The sequence below is a fragment of the Kluyvera genomosp. 3 genome (assembly GCF_011765685.1).
GTDB classification, from domain to species: domain Bacteria; phylum Pseudomonadota; class Gammaproteobacteria; order Enterobacterales; family Enterobacteriaceae; genus Kluyvera; species Kluyvera georgiana_A.
Map to the genome: position 1 here is coordinate 523,405 of NZ_CP050321.1, position 14,143 is coordinate 537,547.

The window sequence follows — 14,143 nt, forward strand, 5'->3', positions numbered from 1 at the left end:
GAAGGCGTAGAGATGGTAATGCCGGGCGACAACATCAAAATGGTTGTTACCCTGATCCACCCGATCGCGATGGACGACGGTCTGCGTTTCGCAATCCGTGAAGGCGGCCGTACCGTTGGCGCGGGCGTTGTTGCCAAAGTAATGAGCTAATTATTGATTAATTAGCTTTGAGCTTAAAAAGGGCGCTTCGGCGCCCTTTTTGTTTTTTATGGTTTTATTCCGCCTGTATTGCGCACGATTTGTTCGTGTATTTCCTCGTTGTTTTTCGTTCCGGTATTGTAATCATAATTATTCTCACTTACACTTTGTTCAGAAATTGAACGGGAGTGGGTATGTACGTTTGTTTGTGTAATGGCGTCAGCGATAAAAAAATTCGCCAGGCAGTACGCCAGTTTCATCCGCAGTCTTTCCAGCAATTGAGAAAATGTATTCCTATTGGAAATCAATGTGGTAAATGTGTTCGTGCAGCCCGAGAGGTGATGGAAGACGAATTAATGCAAATGCCAGAGTTCAAAGAGATTGCCTGAAGCCGGATTTCTTTTTTGACATCCCCGTAGGCCGTTCTACGCTTCAATAAGTGGAAGCGGAGGGTCTATATAATGAAAGGTGATGTTAAGATTATAAATTATCTCAATAAATTATTGGGAAATGAGCTTGTCGCAATCAATCAATACTTTCTCCATGCGAGAATGTTCAAAAACTGGGGCCTGATGCGCCTCAACGATATTGAATATCACGAATCCATCGATGAAATGAAACACGCTGATAAGTACATCGAGCGTATTTTGTTTCTTGAAGGGATCCCCAATCTTCAGGATCTTGGCAAGCTGCATATCGGCGAAGACGTCGAAGAGATGCTGCAATCTGACTTAAAACTGGAACTGGACGGCGCAAAAGATCTGCGTGAAGCCATTGCCTACGCCGATAGCGTCCATGACTACGTGAGCCGCGATATGTTGATCGAGATACTCACCGAAGAAGAGCACCATATTGACTGGCTGGAGACAGAGCTGGATCTGATTGGCAAAATTGGCCTACAGAATTACCTGCAGTCGCAAATTAAAGTTGAAGATTAATCGCCGCCAGGCCGGCGATAATAAAACCCGCAGCCCCCAGAAATGGACCGAACGGCAGCGGGTTTTTTATTGTCTGTGCTGACCGTCTCCAGATGGCCTGACTCAGGATGTAAGTGCCGGCCATTGCGCAGGCTGTAACAAGCAGTACCGGTAATGATTGCCACCCGTGCCACGCCCCCAGGGCCGCAAGATATTTTACATCCCCGTACCCTAAGCCCTCACACCTGCGTATTGCTCTGTATCCCCAGTAAAACATGCTCATAATGCCGTAGCCGGCAAACACCCCCCAAAGCGCATCGCTGAGAGCCGCCGGATGCAGACTGAGCTGGAATAGCACCCCAGTCCACAGTAAAGGGCAGGTCAGGCGGTTTGGCAGCAGACCGGTATGGGCGTCATGCCAGCACAGGGCGCCGCTGAGCAGCGTATAAAGAATAAAGAAGGGTAGATCGAAAAGTGTCATCATTATAAGTCCGGTTTGGAAAAGTGGATGCAGTGTGCAAAGGGAGGGGGGAGGTTGGCAAAAGGGAATCTCTTTGACTGCGAGGCGTCATCCGGACAAAGAGGCGAGCTTGCAGGTTTGCACATCGTTTTGCGTAGCGCGCTGCAGGATATGGTGATTAATTTATAAACACGGCTTGCTTCACATGGGTATTTGTGTATAATGCGCGGGCTTGTCTAATATTGACAGGCGGTTCAATCTGAACCAGGTACTGCGTAAGCGATACCAGACAATGTTCCCAATTGGGGAACTCTGTAAGAACGGTTACACTCTCCCATCAATCGTAATGGGTTTGAGGAGTAACTATTTCGTCTATAAAATAATTGGAGCTCTGGTCTCATGCAGAACCAAAGAATCCGTATCCGCCTGAAAGCGTTTGATCATCGTCTGATCGATCAATCAACCGCGGAAATCGTCGAGACTGCTAAGCGCACTGGTGCGCAAGTCCGTGGTCCGATCCCGCTGCCGACCCGCAAAGAGCGTTTCACCGTTCTGATCTCTCCGCACGTTAACAAAGACGCGCGTGATCAGTACGAGATCCGTACTCACAAGCGTCTGGTTGACATCGTTGAGCCAACTGAAAAAACCGTTGATGCTCTGATGCGTCTGGACCTGGCTGCCGGTGTAGACGTGCAGATCAGCCTGGGTTAATCAGGTCATCGAGCGATTGAGAGGTTGATACAATGATTGGTTTAGTCGGTAAAAAAGTGGGTATGACCCGCATCTTCACTGAAGATGGCGTATCTATCCCAGTAACCGTTATCGAAGTTGAAGCAAACCGCGTTACTCAGATCAAAGATCTGGCTAACGATGGCTATCGCGCTGTTCAGGTTACCACTGGTGCTAAAAAAGCTAACCGTGTAACTAAGCCGGAAGCTGGCCACTTTGCTAAAGCTGGCGTAGAAGCTGGCCGCGGCCTGTGGGAATTCCGTCTGGCTGATGGTGAAGAATACACCGTAGGTCAGAGCATCAGCGTTGAACTGTTTGCTGACGTTAAAAAAGTTGACGTAACCGGTACCTCTAAAGGTAAAGGTTTCGCTGGTACCGTTAAGCGCTGGAACTTCCGTACCCAGGACGCTACTCACGGTAACTCCTTGTCTCACCGCGTTCCGGGTTCTATCGGTCAGAACCAGACTCCGGGCAAAGTGTTCAAAGGCAAGAAAATGGCAGGTCAGCTGGGCAACGAACGCGTTACTGTTCAGAGCCTGGACGTAGTACGTGTTGACGCTGAGCGCAACCTGCTGCTGGTTAAAGGTGGTGTTCCGGGTGCGACCGGTTGCGACCTGATCGTTAAACCAGCTGTGAAGGCGTAAGGGGATAGCAATGGAATTAGTATTGAAAGACGCGCAGAGCGCGCTGACTGTTTCCGAAACTACCTTCGGTCGTGATTTCAACGAAGCGCTGGTTCACCAGGTTGTTGTTGCTTATGCAGCTGGTGCTCGTCAGGGTACTCGTGCTCAGAAGACTCGTGCTGAAGTAACTGGTTCAGGCAAAAAGCCGTGGCGCCAGAAAGGTACCGGCCGTGCGCGTTCAGGTTCTATTAAGAGCCCGATCTGGCGTTCCGGTGGCGTGACCTTCGCTGCTCGCCCGCAGGACCACAGTCAAAAAGTTAACAAGAAGATGTACCGCGGCGCGCTGAAAAGCATTCTGTCCGAACTGGTACGTCAGGATCGTCTGATCGTTGTCGAGAAGTTCTCTGTAGAAGCGCCTAAAACTAAGCTGCTGGCACAGAAACTGAAAGACATGGCTCTGGAAGATGTGCTGATCATCACCGGTGAGCTGGACGAAAACCTGTTCCTGGCTGCGCGCAACCTGCACAAGGTTGACGTACGCGATGCAACTGGTATCGACCCGGTTAGCCTGATCGCCTTCGACAAAGTCGTAATGACTGCTGATGCTGTTAAGCAAGTTGAGGAGATGCTGGCATGATTCGTGAAGAACGTCTGCTGAAGGTGCTGCGCGCACCGCACGTTTCTGAAAAAGCGTCTACTGCGATGGAAAAAACCAATACCATCGTTCTCAAAGTTGCTAAAGACGCGACCAAAGCAGAAATCAAAGCTGCTGTGCAGAAACTGTTTGAAGTCGAAGTCGAAGTCGTTAACACCCTGGTAGTTAAAGGGAAAGTTAAACGTCACGGACAGCGTATCGGTCGTCGTAGCGACTGGAAAAAAGCTTACGTCACCCTGAAGGAAGGCCAGAATCTGGACTTCGTCGGCGGCGCTGAGTAAGTCGGAGGAGTAATACAATGGCAGTTGTTAAATGTAAACCGACATCTCCGGGTCGTCGCCACGTAGTTAAAGTGGTTAACCCTGAGCTGCACAAGGGCAAACCTTTTGCTCCGCTGCTGGAAAAAAACAGCAAATCCGGTGGTCGTAACAACAATGGCCGTATCACCACTCGTCACATTGGTGGTGGTCACAAGCAGGCTTACCGTATTGTTGACTTCAAACGCAACAAAGATGGTATCCCGGCAGTTGTTGAGCGTCTTGAGTACGATCCGAACCGTTCCGCGAACATCGCGCTGGTTCTGTACAAAGACGGCGAGCGCCGTTACATCCTGGCCCCGAAAGGCCTGAAAGCTGGCGACCAGATTCAGTCTGGCGTTGATGCTGCAATCAAAGCAGGTAACACCCTGCCGATGCGCAATATCCCGGTTGGTTCTACCGTTCATAACGTAGAAATGAAACCAGGTAAAGGCGGTCAGCTGGCACGTTCCGCTGGTACTTACGTTCAGATCGTTGCTCGTGATGGTGCTTATGTCACCCTGCGTCTGCGTTCTGGTGAAATGCGTAAAGTCGAAGCAGACTGCCGCGCTACTCTGGGCGAAGTTGGCAATGCTGAGCATATGCTGCGCGTTCTGGGTAAAGCAGGTGCTGCACGCTGGCGTGGTGTTCGTCCTACCGTTCGCGGTACTGCGATGAACCCAGTCGACCACCCACATGGTGGTGGTGAAGGTCGTAACTTTGGTAAGCACCCGGTAACTCCGTGGGGCGTTCAGACCAAAGGTAAGAAGACCCGCAGCAACAAGCGTACTGATAAATTCATCGTACGTCGCCGTAGCAAATAATTTTAGAGGATAAGCCATGCCACGTTCTCTCAAGAAAGGTCCTTTTATTGACCTGCACTTGCTGAAGAAGGTAGAGAAAGCGGTGGAAAGCGGAGACAAGAAGCCCCTGCGCACTTGGTCCCGTCGTTCAACGATCTTTCCTAACATGATCGGTTTGACCATCGCTGTCCATAATGGTCGTCAGCACGTTCCAGTTTTTGTTACCGACGAAATGGTTGGTCACAAACTGGGTGAATTCGCACCGACTCGTACTTATCGCGGCCACGCTGCTGATAAAAAAGCGAAGAAGAAATAAGGTAGGAGGAAGAGATGGAAACTTTAGCTCAACATCGCCATGCTCGTTCTTCTGCTCAGAAGGTTCGCCTTGTTGCTGACCTGATTCGCGGTAAGAAAGTGTCGCAGGCACTGGAAATTCTGACCTACACCAATAAGAAAGCGGCTGTACTGGTTAAGAAAGTTCTGGAATCTGCCATTGCTAACGCTGAACACAACGATGGCGCTGACATCGACGATCTGAAAGTTACGAAAATTTTCGTAGACGAAGGCCCGAGCATGAAGCGCATTATGCCGCGTGCGAAAGGTCGTGCAGATCGCATCCTGAAGCGCACCAGCCACATCACTGTGGTTGTGTCCGATCGCTGAGACTCTGGAGACTAGCAATGGGTCAGAAAGTACATCCTAATGGTATTCGCCTGGGTATTGTAAAACCATGGAACTCAACCTGGTTTGCGAACACCAAAGAATTCGCTGACAACCTGGACAGCGACTTTAAAGTACGTCAGTACCTGACTAAGGAACTGGCTAAAGCGTCCGTATCTCGTATCGTTATCGAGCGTCCGGCTAAGAGCATCCGTGTGACCATTCACACCGCTCGCCCGGGTATCGTGATCGGTAAGAAAGGTGAAGACGTAGAAAAACTGCGCAAAGTCGTAGCTGATATTGCTGGCGTACCTGCCCAGATCAATATCGCCGAAGTGCGTAAGCCTGAACTGGACGCAAAATTGGTTGCTGACAGCATCACTTCTCAGCTGGAACGTCGCGTTATGTTCCGTCGTGCTATGAAGCGTGCTGTACAGAACGCAATGCGTCTGGGCGCTAAAGGTATCAAAGTTGAAGTTAGCGGCCGTCTGGGCGGCGCGGAAATCGCACGTACCGAATGGTACCGTGAAGGTCGCGTACCGCTGCACACTCTGCGTGCTGACATCGACTACAACACCTCTGAAGCGCACACCACTTATGGTGTAATCGGCGTTAAGGTATGGATCTTCAAAGGTGAGATCCTGGGTGGTATGGCTGCTGTTGAACAACCGGAACCGGCTGCTCAACCTAAAAAGCAGCAGCGTAAAGGCCGTAAATAAGGAGCGTCGCTGATGTTACAACCAAAGCGTACAAAATTCCGTAAAGTGCACAAAGGCCGTAACCGCGGTCTGGCTGCTGGCGCGGATGTTAGCTTCGGCAGCTTCGGCCTGAAAGCTGTTGGCCGTGGTCGTCTGACTGCCCGTCAGATCGAAGCAGCACGTCGTGCAATGACCCGTGCAGTTAAGCGTCAAGGTAAGATCTGGATCCGTGTATTCCCGGACAAACCGATCACCGAAAAACCGCTGGCAGTGCGTATGGGTAAAGGTAAAGGTAACGTGGAGTATTGGGTTGCCTTGATCCAGCCGGGTAAAGTCCTGTATGAAATGGACGGTGTCCCGGAAGAGCTGGCCCGTGAAGCATTCGGCCTCGCTGCAGCGAAACTGCCGATCAAAACCACCTTTGTAACTAAGACGGTGATGTAATGAAAGCAAAAGAGCTGCGTGAAAAAAGCGTTGAAGAGCTGAACGCTGAGCTGCTGAACCTGCTGCGTGAGCAGTTCAACCTGCGCATGCAGGCTGCAAGTGGCCAGCTGCAACAGACTCACCTGCTGAAGCAGGTTCGTCGTGATGTTGCACGCGTTAAGACTTTACTGACTCAGAAGGCGGGTGCGTAATGACCGATAAAATCCGTACTCTGCAAGGTCGCGTAGTTAGCGCAAAAATGGAGAAATCCATTGTTGTTGCTATCGAACGTATGGTGAAACACCCGGTATACGGCAAATTCATCAAACGTACGACCAAACTGCACGTACATGACGAGAACAACGAATGCGGCATGGGCGACGTGGTTGAAATCCGCGAATGCCGTCCGCTGTCCAAGACTAAATCCTGGACGCTGGTTCGCGTTGTAGAGAAAGCGGTTCTGTAATACAGTACTCGTTCTCGATACGAATAAACGGCTCAGCGATGAGCCGTTTATTTTTTCTACCCATATCGTTGAAGCGGTGTTATAATGCCGCGCCCTCGATATGGGGCTTTTTAACGACCTGAATTCGGGTCTCAGTAGTAGTTGACATTAGCGGAGCACTAAAATGATCCAAGAACAGACTATGCTGAACGTCGCCGACAACTCCGGTGCACGTCGCGTAATGTGTATCAAGGTTCTGGGTGGCTCGCACCGTCGCTACGCAGGCGTAGGCGACATCATCAAGATCACCATCAAGGAAGCAATTCCGCGTGGTAAGGTCAAAAAAGGTGATGTGCTGAAGGCGGTAGTGGTGCGCACCAAGAAGGGTGTTCGTCGCCCGGACGGTTCTGTCATTCGCTTCGATGGTAATGCATGCGTTATTTTAAACAATAACAGCGAGCAGCCTATCGGTACGCGTATTTTTGGGCCGGTAACTCGTGAACTTCGTAACGAGAAGTTCATGAAAATTATCTCTCTGGCACCAGAAGTACTCTAAGGAGCGAATCATGGCAGCTAAAATCCGTCGTGATGACGAAGTTATCGTGTTAACCGGTAAAGATAAAGGTAAGCGCGGTAAAGTTAAGAATGTCCTGTCTTCCGGCAAGGTCATCGTTGAAGGTATCAACCTGGTTAAGAAACACCAGAAGCCGGTTCCGGCTCTGAACCAACCAGGCGGCATTGTAGAGAAAGAAGCAGCTATTCAGATCTCTAACATTGCACTTTTCAACGCGGCTACCGGCAAGGCTGACCGTGTAGGCTTTAGATTCGAAGACGGCAAAAAAGTCCGTTTCTTCAAGTCTAACAGCGAAACTATCAAGTAATTTGGAGTAGTACGATGGCGAAACTGCATGATTACTACAAAGACGAAGTAGTCGCTAAACTCATGTCTGAGTTTAACTACAATTCTGTCATGCAAGTCCCTCGGGTCGAGAAGATCACCCTGAACATGGGTGTTGGTGAAGCGATCGCTGACAAGAAACTGCTGGATAACGCAGCAGCTGACCTGACAGCAATCTCCGGTCAAAAACCGCTGATCACCAAAGCACGCAAATCAGTTGCAGGCTTCAAAATCCGTCAGGGCTATCCGATCGGCTGTAAAGTAACTCTGCGTGGCGAACGCATGTGGGAGTTCTTTGAGCGCCTGATCACTATTGCTGTTCCACGTATCCGTGACTTCCGTGGCTTGTCCGCTAAGTCTTTCGACGGTCGTGGTAACTACAGCATGGGTGTCCGTGAGCAGATCATCTTCCCAGAGATCGACTACGATAAAGTCGACCGCGTGCGTGGTTTGGATATTACCATTACCACTACTGCGAAATCTGATGAAGAAGGCCGTGCTCTGCTGGCTGCCTTTGACTTCCCGTTCCGCAAGTAAGGTAGGGTTACTGAATGGCTAAGCAATCAATGAAAGCACGCGAAGTAAAGCGCGTAGCTTTAGCTGATAAGTACTTCGCAAAACGCGCTGAACTGAAAGCTATTATCTCTGATGTGAACGCGACCGACGAAGATCGTTGGAACGCAGTTCTCAAGCTGCAGTCTCTGCCGCGTGATTCCAGCCCGTCTCGTCAGCGTAAACGCTGCCGTCAAACAGGTCGTCCGCATGGCTATGTGGGCAAGTTCGGGTTGAGCCGTATTAAGCTTCGTGAAGCCGCTATGCGCGGTGAAGTACCGGGCTTGAAAAAGGCTAGCTGGTAATTACCAATTGAATCACGGGAGTAAAGACAGATGAGCATGCAAGATCCGATCGCGGATATGCTGACCCGTATCCGTAACGGTCAGGCCGCGAATAAAGCTGCGGTCACCATGCCTTCCTCCAAGCTGAAAGTGGCAATTGCCAACGTGCTGAAGGAAGAAGGTTTTATTGAAGATTTTAAAGTTGAAGGCGACACCAAGCCGGAACTGGAACTGACTCTTAAGTATTTCCAGGGTAAAGCTGTTGTAGAAAGCATTCAGCGTGTTAGTCGCCCAGGTCTGCGCATTTATAAGCGTAAAGACGAGCTGCCGAAGGTTATGGCTGGCATGGGTATCGCGGTTGTTTCTACCTCTAAAGGTGTTATGACTGATCGTGCAGCGCGCCAGGCTGGTCTTGGTGGCGAAATTATCTGCTACGTAGCCTAATCGGAGGAAAAAATGTCTCGTGTTGCTAAAGCACCGGTCGTTGTTCCTGCCGGCGTTGATGTAAAAATCAACGGTCAGGTTATTACGATCAAAGGTAAAAACGGCGAGCTGACTCGTACTCTCAACGATGCTGTTGACGTTAAACATGCAGATAATGCTCTGACTTTCGGTCCGCGTGATGGTTACGTAGACGGTTGGGCTCAGGCTGGTACCGCGCGTGCCCTGCTGAACGCAATGGTTATCGGTGTTACCGAAGGCTTCACTAAGAAGTTACAGCTGGTTGGTGTAGGTTATCGTGCAGCGGTCAAAGGGAACGTGGTAAACCTGTCTTTAGGTTTCTCTCACCCGGTTGAGCATCAGCTGCCGGCAGGTATTACTGCTGAATGTCCGACTCAAACTGAAATCGTGCTGAAAGGCGCTGATAAGCAGGTGATCGGCCAGGTAGCAGCGGATCTGCGCGCCTACCGTCGTCCTGAGCCTTACAAAGGCAAGGGTGTTCGTTACGCCGACGAAGTCGTGCGTACCAAAGAGGCTAAGAAGAAGTAAGGTAACACTATGGATAAGAAATCTGCTCGTATCCGTCGTGCGACCCGCGCACGCCGCAAGCTCCAGGAGCTGGGTGCAACTCGCCTGGTGGTACATCGTACCCCGCGTCACATTTACGCACAGGTCATTGCACCGAACGGTTCCGAAGTTCTGGTAGCTGCTTCTACTGTAGAAAAAGCTATCGCTGAACAACTGAAGTACACCGGTAACAAAGACGCTGCAGCAGCTGTGGGTAAAGCTGTCGCTGAACGCGCTCTGGAAAAAGGCATCAAAGATGTGTCCTTTGACCGTTCCGGGTTCCAATATCATGGTCGTGTCCAGGCACTGGCAGATGCTGCCCGTGAAGCTGGCCTTCAGTTCTAAGGTAGAGGTGTAAGATGGCTCACATCGAAAAACAAGCTGGCGAACTGCAGGAAAAGCTGATCGCGGTAAACCGCGTATCTAAAACCGTTAAAGGTGGTCGTATTTTCTCCTTCACAGCTCTGACTGTAGTAGGCGATGGTAACGGTCGCGTTGGTTTTGGTTACGGTAAAGCGCGTGAAGTTCCAGCAGCGATCCAGAAAGCGATGGAAAAAGCCCGTCGCAATATGATTAACGTCGCGCTGAATACTGGCACCCTGCAGCACCCGGTTAAGGGTACTCACACGGGTTCTCGTGTATTCATGCAGCCGGCTTCCGAAGGTACCGGTATCATCGCCGGTGGTGCAATGCGCGCCGTTCTGGAAGTCGCTGGGGTTCGTAACGTTCTGGCTAAAGCGTATGGTTCCACCAACCCGATTAACGTGGTTCGTGCAACTATCGATGGTCTGGAAAATATGAAATCTCCGGAAATGGTCGCTGCCAAGCGTGGTAAATCCGTTGAAGAAATTCTGGGGAAATAAACCATGGCAAAGACTATTAAAATTACTCAAACCCGCAGTGCAATCGGTCGTCTGCCGAAACACAAGGCAACGCTGCTTGGCCTGGGTCTGCGTCGTATTGGTCACACCGTAGAGCGCGAGGATACTCCTGCTGTTCGTGGTATGGTCAACGCGGTTTACTTCATGGTTAAAGTTGAGGAGTAAGAGATGCGTTTAAATACTCTGTCTCCGGCCGAAGGCTCTAAAAAGGCGGGTCGCCGTCTGGGTCGTGGTATCGGTTCTGGCCTCGGTAAAACCGGCGGTCGTGGTCACAAAGGTCAGAAGTCTCGTTCTGGCGGTGGCGTACGTCGTGGTTTCGAGGGTGGTCAGATGCCTCTGTACCGTCGTCTGCCGAAATTCGGCTTCACTTCTCGCAAAGCAGCGATCACAGCGGAAATCCGTCTGTCTGACCTGGCGAAAGTGGAAGGCGGTATTGTTGACCTGAGCACGCTGAAAGCAGCTAACATTATCGGTGTCCAGATCGAGTTCGCGAAAGTGATCCTGGCTGGCGAAGTTTCTACTCCGGTAACTGTTCGTGGCCTGCGTGTTACTAAAGGCGCTCGTGCTGCTATCGAAGCTGCTGGCGGTAAAATCGAGGAATAAGTAGCAGATGGCTAAACAACCGGGATTAGATTTTCAAAGTGCCAAAGGTGGCTTAGGCGAGCTGAAACGCAGACTGCTGTTTGTAATCGGTGCGCTTATTGTGTTCCGTATTGGCTCTTTTATTCCGATCCCTGGTATTGATGCCGCTGTACTTGCCAAACTGCTTGAGCAACAGCGAGGCACCATCATTGAAATGTTCAACATGTTCTCTGGTGGTGCTCTCAGCCGTGCTTCTATCTTTGCTCTGGGGATCATGCCGTATATTTCGGCGTCGATCATTATCCAGCTGCTGACGGTGGTTCATCCAACGCTGGCAGAAATTAAGAAAGAAGGGGAGTCTGGTCGTCGTAAGATCAGCCAGTACACCCGCTACGGTACTCTGGTGCTGGCGATATTCCAGTCGATCGGTATTGCTACCGGTCTGCCGAATATGCCTGGTATGCAGGGCCTGGTAATCAATCCAGGCTTTGCATTCTATTTCACCGCTGTTGTAAGTCTGGTTACAGGAACAATGTTCCTGATGTGGCTCGGCGAACAGATCACTGAACGTGGTATCGGTAACGGTATTTCGATCATCATCTTCGCTGGTATCGTTGCGGGACTCCCGCCAGCCATTGCCCATACTATCGAGCAAGCGCGTCAAGGCGACCTGCACTTCCTCCTGTTGCTGTTGGTTGCAGTATTAGTGTTTGCAGTGACGTTCTTTGTTGTATTTGTTGAACGTGGTCAACGCCGCATTGTGGTAAACTACGCGAAACGTCAGCAAGGTCGTCGTGTCTATGCTGCACAGAGCACACATTTACCGCTGAAAGTGAATATGGCGGGGGTAATCCCGGCAATCTTCGCTTCCAGTATTATTCTGTTCCCTGCGACCATCGCGTCATGGTTCGGGGGCGGTACCGGTTGGAACTGGCTGACAACAATTTCGCTGTATTTGCAGCCTGGGCAACCGCTTTATGTGTTACTCTATGCGTCTGCAATCATCTTCTTCTGTTTCTTCTACACGGCGTTGGTCTTCAACCCGCGTGAAACAGCAGATAACCTGAAGAAGTCCGGTGCATTTGTACCAGGAATTCGTCCGGGAGAGCAAACGGCGAAGTATATCGATAAAGTAATGACTCGCCTGACACTCGTTGGTGCACTGTATATTACTTTTATCTGCCTGATCCCGGAGTTCATGCGTGATGCAATGAAAGTGCCGTTCTACTTCGGTGGGACATCGCTACTGATCGTTGTTGTCGTGATTATGGACTTTATGGCTCAAGTGCAAACTCTGATGATGTCAAGTCAGTACGAGTCTGCATTGAAGAAGGCGAACCTGAAAGGCTACGGCCGCTAAATGGTCGTCTGAGAAGTTACGGAGAGTAAAAATGAAAGTTCGTGCTTCCGTCAAGAAATTATGCCGTAACTGCAAAATCGTTAAGCGTGATGGTGTCATCCGTGTGATTTGCAGTGCCGAGCCGAAGCATAAACAGCGCCAAGGCTGATTTTTTCGCATATTTTTCTTGCAAAGTTGGGTTGAGCTGGCTAGATTAGCCAGCCAATCTTTTGTATGTCTGTACGTTTCCATTTGAGTATCCTGAAAACGGGCTTTTCAGCATGGTGCGTACATATTAAATAGTAGGAGTGCATAGTGGCCCGTATAGCAGGCATTAACATTCCTGATCAGAAACATGCTGTGATCGCGTTAACCTCGATCTACGGCGTCGGCAAGACCCGTTCTAAAGCCATCCTGGCTGCTGCGGGTATCGCTGAAAATGTTAAGATCAGTGAGCTGTCTGAAGGACAAATCGACACGCTGCGTGACGAAGTTGCCAAATTTGTCGTTGAAGGTGATCTGCGCCGTGAAATTAGCATGAGCATCAAGCGCCTGATGGATCTTGGTTGCTATCGCGGTTTGCGTCATCGTCGTGGTCTGCCAGTGCGCGGTCAGCGTACTAAGACCAACGCACGTACCCGTAAGGGTCCGCGCAAACCGATCAAGAAATAATCGGGGTGATTGAATAATGGCAAAGGCACCAATTCGTGCACGTAAACGTGTAAGAAAGCAAGTCTCTGACGGCGTGGCTCATATCCATGCTTCTTTCAACAACACCATCGTTACCATTACTGATCGTCAGGGTAACGCGCTGGGTTGGGCAACAGCCGGTGGTTCCGGTTTCCGTGGTTCGCGTAAATCCACTCCGTTTGCAGCTCAGGTTGCAGCAGAGCGTTGCGCTGACGCCGTTAAAGAATACGGCATCAAGAATCTGGAAGTTATGGTTAAAGGTCCGGGTCCAGGCCGCGAATCTACTATTCGTGCTCTGAACGCCGCTGGTTTCCGCATCACTAACATTACTGATGTGACTCCGATCCCTCATAACGGTTGTCGTCCGCCGAAGAAACGTCGCGTATAACGCTTCGTTTTCCAGGTTTGTTGGAGAAAGAAAATGGCAAGATATTTGGGTCCTAAGCTCAAGCTGAGCCGTCGTGAGGGCACCGACTTATTCCTTAAGTCTGGCGTTCGCGCGATCGATACCAAGTGTAAAATTGAACAAGCTCCTGGCCAGCACGGTGCGCGTAAACCGCGTCTGTCTGACTATGGTGTGCAGTTGCGTGAAAAGCAGAAAGTTCGTCGTATCTACGGCGTGCTGGAGCGTCAGTTCCGTAACTATTACAAAGAAGCAGCACGTCTGAAAGGCAACACCGGTGAAAACCTGTTGGCTCTGCTGGAAGGTCGTCTGGACAACGTAGTATACCGTATGGGCTTTGGCGCCACTCGTGCTGAAGCACGCCAGCTGGTTAGCCATAAAGCAATCATGGTAAACGGTCGTGTTGTTAACATCGCTTCTTATCAGGTTAAAGCGAATGACGTTGTTAGCATCCGTGAGAAAGCGAAAAAGCAATCTCGCGTTAAAGCCGCTCTGGAGCTGGCTGAACAGCGTGAAAAGCCAACCTGGCTGGAAGTTGATGCTGGCAAGATGGAAGGCACGTTCAAGCGTCAGCCTGAGCGTTCTGATCTGTCTGCGGACATTAACGAACACCTGATCGTCGAGCTTTACTCCAAGTAAAGCTTAGTACCAAAGAGAGG

Annotated in this window: 29 protein-coding genes and 1 pseudogene; 29 read left to right on the forward strand and 1 reads right to left on the reverse strand. The window is 50.4% G+C overall.

The window, feature by feature from the left end:
• The 3 genes and pseudogenes from tuf to bfr form a co-directional block, all read left to right on the forward strand.
• Window positions 1-150 (forward strand): annotated as a pseudogene (gene tuf / locus GY169_RS23360) (elongation factor Tu); the annotation flags it as partial.
• 182 nt (window positions 151-332) lie between these two features.
• Window positions 333-527, forward strand: coding sequence for a bacterioferritin-associated ferredoxin (bfd, locus tag GY169_RS02425; RefSeq protein ID WP_035894970.1), 195 nt, complete (start codon window positions 333-335; stop codon window positions 525-527).
• A gap of 72 nt (window positions 528-599) precedes the next feature.
• Window positions 600-1,076 (forward strand): bacterioferritin, encoded by a 477-nt coding sequence (gene bfr, locus GY169_RS02430; RefSeq protein ID WP_163446635.1) that lies wholly within the window; start codon window positions 600-602, stop codon window positions 1,074-1,076.
• Here bfr and GY169_RS02435 read toward each other — a convergent pair.
• The gene (locus tag GY169_RS02435) at window positions 1,060-1,539 is read right to left on the reverse strand and encodes a prepilin peptidase (protein WP_167574925.1); all 480 of its coding nucleotides are present in this window, start codon (window positions 1,537-1,539) and stop codon (window positions 1,060-1,062) included. The two genes, bfr and GY169_RS02435, sit on opposite strands and share 17 nt — an antisense overlap.
• A gap of 375 nt (window positions 1,540-1,914) precedes the next feature.
• On the opposite strand from GY169_RS02435, the gene rpsJ reads away from it, so the two are divergent.
• From rpsJ to rpsD, 26 genes are all read left to right on the forward strand, one after another.
• Window positions 1,915-2,226, forward strand: a complete 312-nt coding sequence (gene rpsJ, locus GY169_RS02440) for a 30S ribosomal protein S10 (RefSeq protein ID WP_001181005.1) — start codon at window positions 1,915-1,917, stop codon at window positions 2,224-2,226.
• Between the two features lie 32 nt (window positions 2,227-2,258).
• The gene (rplC, locus tag GY169_RS02445) at window positions 2,259-2,888 is read left to right on the forward strand and encodes a 50S ribosomal protein L3 (RefSeq protein WP_064541630.1); all 630 of its coding nucleotides are present in this window, start codon (window positions 2,259-2,261) and stop codon (window positions 2,886-2,888) included.
• Window positions 2,889-2,898: 10 nt separating this feature from the next.
• Complete coding sequence (gene rplD / locus GY169_RS02450) at window positions 2,899-3,504, forward strand: 50S ribosomal protein L4 (protein ID WP_000424395.1); 606 nt, start codon at window positions 2,899-2,901, stop codon at window positions 3,502-3,504.
• A complete protein-coding gene (gene rplW / locus GY169_RS02455) occupies window positions 3,501-3,803 on the forward strand; it encodes a 50S ribosomal protein L23 (RefSeq protein WP_000617546.1) in 303 nt (100 codons plus the stop codon). The genes rplD and rplW overlap by 4 nt, the downstream gene beginning before the upstream one ends.
• Before the next feature lie 17 nt (window positions 3,804-3,820).
• A complete protein-coding gene (rplB, locus tag GY169_RS02460) occupies window positions 3,821-4,642 on the forward strand; it encodes a 50S ribosomal protein L2 (protein ID WP_000301859.1) in 822 nt (273 codons plus the stop codon).
• Between the two features lie 16 nt (window positions 4,643-4,658).
• Window positions 4,659-4,937: a 30S ribosomal protein S19 gene (gene rpsS / locus GY169_RS02465; protein ID WP_001138117.1), complete on the forward strand. Its 279-nt coding sequence runs from the start codon at window positions 4,659-4,661 to the stop codon at window positions 4,935-4,937.
• A gap of 14 nt (window positions 4,938-4,951) precedes the next feature.
• A complete protein-coding gene (rplV, locus tag GY169_RS02470) occupies window positions 4,952-5,284 on the forward strand; it encodes a 50S ribosomal protein L22 (RefSeq protein ID WP_035894978.1) in 333 nt (110 codons plus the stop codon).
• A 17-nt stretch (window positions 5,285-5,301) separates the two neighbouring features.
• On the forward strand, window positions 5,302-6,000 hold the full coding sequence (gene rpsC, locus GY169_RS02475) for a 30S ribosomal protein S3 (protein ID WP_006817277.1): 699 nt from the start codon (window positions 5,302-5,304) through the stop codon (window positions 5,998-6,000).
• 12 nt (window positions 6,001-6,012) lie between these two features.
• Window positions 6,013-6,423 (forward strand): 50S ribosomal protein L16, encoded by a 411-nt coding sequence (rplP, locus tag GY169_RS02480; RefSeq protein WP_064541633.1) that lies wholly within the window; start codon window positions 6,013-6,015, stop codon window positions 6,421-6,423.
• Window positions 6,423-6,614, forward strand: a complete 192-nt coding sequence (gene rpmC / locus GY169_RS02485) for a 50S ribosomal protein L29 (RefSeq protein ID WP_002919754.1) — start codon at window positions 6,423-6,425, stop codon at window positions 6,612-6,614. The genes rplP and rpmC overlap by 1 nt, the downstream gene beginning before the upstream one ends.
• Entirely contained in the window at window positions 6,614-6,868 is a 255-nt protein-coding gene (gene rpsQ, locus GY169_RS02490) for a 30S ribosomal protein S17 (protein ID WP_035894980.1), read from the forward strand. Before rpmC ends, rpsQ begins: the two co-directional genes overlap by 1 nt.
• 163 nt (window positions 6,869-7,031) lie before the next feature.
• Complete coding sequence (rplN, locus tag GY169_RS02495; RefSeq protein ID WP_000613954.1) at window positions 7,032-7,403, forward strand: 50S ribosomal protein L14; 372 nt, start codon at window positions 7,032-7,034, stop codon at window positions 7,401-7,403.
• A gap of 10 nt (window positions 7,404-7,413) precedes the next feature.
• On the forward strand, window positions 7,414-7,728 hold the full coding sequence (gene rplX / locus GY169_RS02500; RefSeq protein WP_035894981.1) for a 50S ribosomal protein L24: 315 nt from the start codon (window positions 7,414-7,416) through the stop codon (window positions 7,726-7,728).
• Window positions 7,729-7,742: 14 nt separating this feature from the next.
• A complete protein-coding gene (rplE, locus tag GY169_RS02505) occupies window positions 7,743-8,282 on the forward strand; it encodes a 50S ribosomal protein L5 (RefSeq protein ID WP_064541635.1) in 540 nt (179 codons plus the stop codon).
• A 14-nt stretch (window positions 8,283-8,296) separates the two neighbouring features.
• A complete protein-coding gene (gene rpsN, locus GY169_RS02510; protein WP_064541637.1) occupies window positions 8,297-8,602 on the forward strand; it encodes a 30S ribosomal protein S14 in 306 nt (101 codons plus the stop codon).
• Window positions 8,603-8,632: 30 nt separating this feature from the next.
• Window positions 8,633-9,025, forward strand: a complete 393-nt coding sequence (rpsH, locus tag GY169_RS02515) for a 30S ribosomal protein S8 (protein ID WP_003031127.1) — start codon at window positions 8,633-8,635, stop codon at window positions 9,023-9,025.
• Window positions 9,026-9,037: 12 nt separating this feature from the next.
• Window positions 9,038-9,571, forward strand: a complete 534-nt coding sequence (gene rplF / locus GY169_RS02520) for a 50S ribosomal protein L6 (protein ID WP_064541640.1) — start codon at window positions 9,038-9,040, stop codon at window positions 9,569-9,571.
• A gap of 9 nt (window positions 9,572-9,580) precedes the next feature.
• The gene (rplR, locus tag GY169_RS02525) at window positions 9,581-9,934 is read left to right on the forward strand and encodes a 50S ribosomal protein L18 (protein ID WP_000358960.1); all 354 of its coding nucleotides are present in this window, start codon (window positions 9,581-9,583) and stop codon (window positions 9,932-9,934) included.
• A 14-nt stretch (window positions 9,935-9,948) separates the two neighbouring features.
• Window positions 9,949-10,452 (forward strand): 30S ribosomal protein S5, encoded by a 504-nt coding sequence (gene rpsE / locus GY169_RS02530; protein ID WP_015962744.1) that lies wholly within the window; start codon window positions 9,949-9,951, stop codon window positions 10,450-10,452.
• 3 nt (window positions 10,453-10,455) lie between these two features.
• Entirely contained in the window at window positions 10,456-10,635 is a 180-nt protein-coding gene (rpmD, locus tag GY169_RS02535) for a 50S ribosomal protein L30 (RefSeq protein WP_003863301.1), read from the forward strand.
• A gap of 3 nt (window positions 10,636-10,638) precedes the next feature.
• Window positions 10,639-11,073, forward strand: coding sequence for a 50S ribosomal protein L15 (rplO, locus tag GY169_RS02540; protein WP_065358279.1), 435 nt, complete (start codon window positions 10,639-10,641; stop codon window positions 11,071-11,073).
• A 7-nt stretch (window positions 11,074-11,080) separates the two neighbouring features.
• On the forward strand, window positions 11,081-12,412 hold the full coding sequence (gene secY / locus GY169_RS02545; protein WP_015962746.1) for a preprotein translocase subunit SecY: 1,332 nt from the start codon (window positions 11,081-11,083) through the stop codon (window positions 12,410-12,412).
• Window positions 12,413-12,443: 31 nt separating this feature from the next.
• Entirely contained in the window at window positions 12,444-12,560 is a 117-nt protein-coding gene (gene rpmJ, locus GY169_RS02550; protein WP_000868187.1) for a 50S ribosomal protein L36, read from the forward strand.
• Window positions 12,561-12,706: 146 nt separating this feature from the next.
• Window positions 12,707-13,063, forward strand: a complete 357-nt coding sequence (rpsM, locus tag GY169_RS02555) for a 30S ribosomal protein S13 (RefSeq protein ID WP_013364454.1) — start codon at window positions 12,707-12,709, stop codon at window positions 13,061-13,063.
• 16 nt (window positions 13,064-13,079) lie between these two features.
• Window positions 13,080-13,469, forward strand: a complete 390-nt coding sequence (gene rpsK, locus GY169_RS02560) for a 30S ribosomal protein S11 (protein WP_001029684.1) — start codon at window positions 13,080-13,082, stop codon at window positions 13,467-13,469.
• A gap of 33 nt (window positions 13,470-13,502) precedes the next feature.
• Window positions 13,503-14,123 carry a 30S ribosomal protein S4 gene (gene rpsD / locus GY169_RS02565; RefSeq protein WP_038158499.1) on the forward strand — a complete coding sequence of 207 codons (621 nt, stop codon included), beginning with the start codon at window positions 13,503-13,505 and terminating at the stop codon, window positions 14,121-14,123.
• Window positions 14,124-14,143 lie beyond the last annotated feature (20 nt).

Bases quoted from the DNA above. Each gene is read 5' to 3' on its own strand.
- bfd (WP_035894970.1), top strand. From the start codon at position 333: ATGTACGTTTGTTTGTGTAATGGCGTCAGCGATAAAAAAATTCGCCAG.
- bfr (WP_163446635.1), top strand. From the start codon at position 600: ATGAAAGGTGATGTTAAGATTATAAATTATCTCAATAAATTATTGGGA.
- GY169_RS02435 (WP_167574925.1), bottom strand. From the start codon at position 1,539: ATGATGACACTTTTCGATCTACCCTTCTTTATTCTTTATACGCTGCTC.
- rpsJ (WP_001181005.1), top strand. From the start codon at position 1,915: ATGCAGAACCAAAGAATCCGTATCCGCCTGAAAGCGTTTGATCATCGT.
- rplC (WP_064541630.1), top strand. From the start codon at position 2,259: ATGATTGGTTTAGTCGGTAAAAAAGTGGGTATGACCCGCATCTTCACT.
- rplD (WP_000424395.1), top strand. From the start codon at position 2,899: ATGGAATTAGTATTGAAAGACGCGCAGAGCGCGCTGACTGTTTCCGAA.
- rplW (WP_000617546.1), top strand. From the start codon at position 3,501: ATGATTCGTGAAGAACGTCTGCTGAAGGTGCTGCGCGCACCGCACGTT.
- rplB (WP_000301859.1), top strand. From the start codon at position 3,821: ATGGCAGTTGTTAAATGTAAACCGACATCTCCGGGTCGTCGCCACGTA.
- rpsS (WP_001138117.1), top strand. From the start codon at position 4,659: ATGCCACGTTCTCTCAAGAAAGGTCCTTTTATTGACCTGCACTTGCTG.
- rplV (WP_035894978.1), top strand. From the start codon at position 4,952: ATGGAAACTTTAGCTCAACATCGCCATGCTCGTTCTTCTGCTCAGAAG.
- rpsC (WP_006817277.1), top strand. From the start codon at position 5,302: ATGGGTCAGAAAGTACATCCTAATGGTATTCGCCTGGGTATTGTAAAA.
- rplP (WP_064541633.1), top strand. From the start codon at position 6,013: ATGTTACAACCAAAGCGTACAAAATTCCGTAAAGTGCACAAAGGCCGT.
- rpmC (WP_002919754.1), top strand. From the start codon at position 6,423: ATGAAAGCAAAAGAGCTGCGTGAAAAAAGCGTTGAAGAGCTGAACGCT.
- rpsQ (WP_035894980.1), top strand. From the start codon at position 6,614: ATGACCGATAAAATCCGTACTCTGCAAGGTCGCGTAGTTAGCGCAAAA.
- rplN (WP_000613954.1), top strand. From the start codon at position 7,032: ATGATCCAAGAACAGACTATGCTGAACGTCGCCGACAACTCCGGTGCA.
- rplX (WP_035894981.1), top strand. From the start codon at position 7,414: ATGGCAGCTAAAATCCGTCGTGATGACGAAGTTATCGTGTTAACCGGT.
- rplE (WP_064541635.1), top strand. From the start codon at position 7,743: ATGGCGAAACTGCATGATTACTACAAAGACGAAGTAGTCGCTAAACTC.
- rpsN (WP_064541637.1), top strand. From the start codon at position 8,297: ATGGCTAAGCAATCAATGAAAGCACGCGAAGTAAAGCGCGTAGCTTTA.
- rpsH (WP_003031127.1), top strand. From the start codon at position 8,633: ATGAGCATGCAAGATCCGATCGCGGATATGCTGACCCGTATCCGTAAC.
- rplF (WP_064541640.1), top strand. From the start codon at position 9,038: ATGTCTCGTGTTGCTAAAGCACCGGTCGTTGTTCCTGCCGGCGTTGAT.
- rplR (WP_000358960.1), top strand. From the start codon at position 9,581: ATGGATAAGAAATCTGCTCGTATCCGTCGTGCGACCCGCGCACGCCGC.
- rpsE (WP_015962744.1), top strand. From the start codon at position 9,949: ATGGCTCACATCGAAAAACAAGCTGGCGAACTGCAGGAAAAGCTGATC.
- rpmD (WP_003863301.1), top strand. From the start codon at position 10,456: ATGGCAAAGACTATTAAAATTACTCAAACCCGCAGTGCAATCGGTCGT.
- rplO (WP_065358279.1), top strand. From the start codon at position 10,639: ATGCGTTTAAATACTCTGTCTCCGGCCGAAGGCTCTAAAAAGGCGGGT.
- secY (WP_015962746.1), top strand. From the start codon at position 11,081: ATGGCTAAACAACCGGGATTAGATTTTCAAAGTGCCAAAGGTGGCTTA.
- rpmJ (WP_000868187.1), top strand. From the start codon at position 12,444: ATGAAAGTTCGTGCTTCCGTCAAGAAATTATGCCGTAACTGCAAAATC.
- rpsK (WP_001029684.1), top strand. From the start codon at position 13,080: ATGGCAAAGGCACCAATTCGTGCACGTAAACGTGTAAGAAAGCAAGTC.
- rpsD (WP_038158499.1), top strand. From the start codon at position 13,503: ATGGCAAGATATTTGGGTCCTAAGCTCAAGCTGAGCCGTCGTGAGGGC.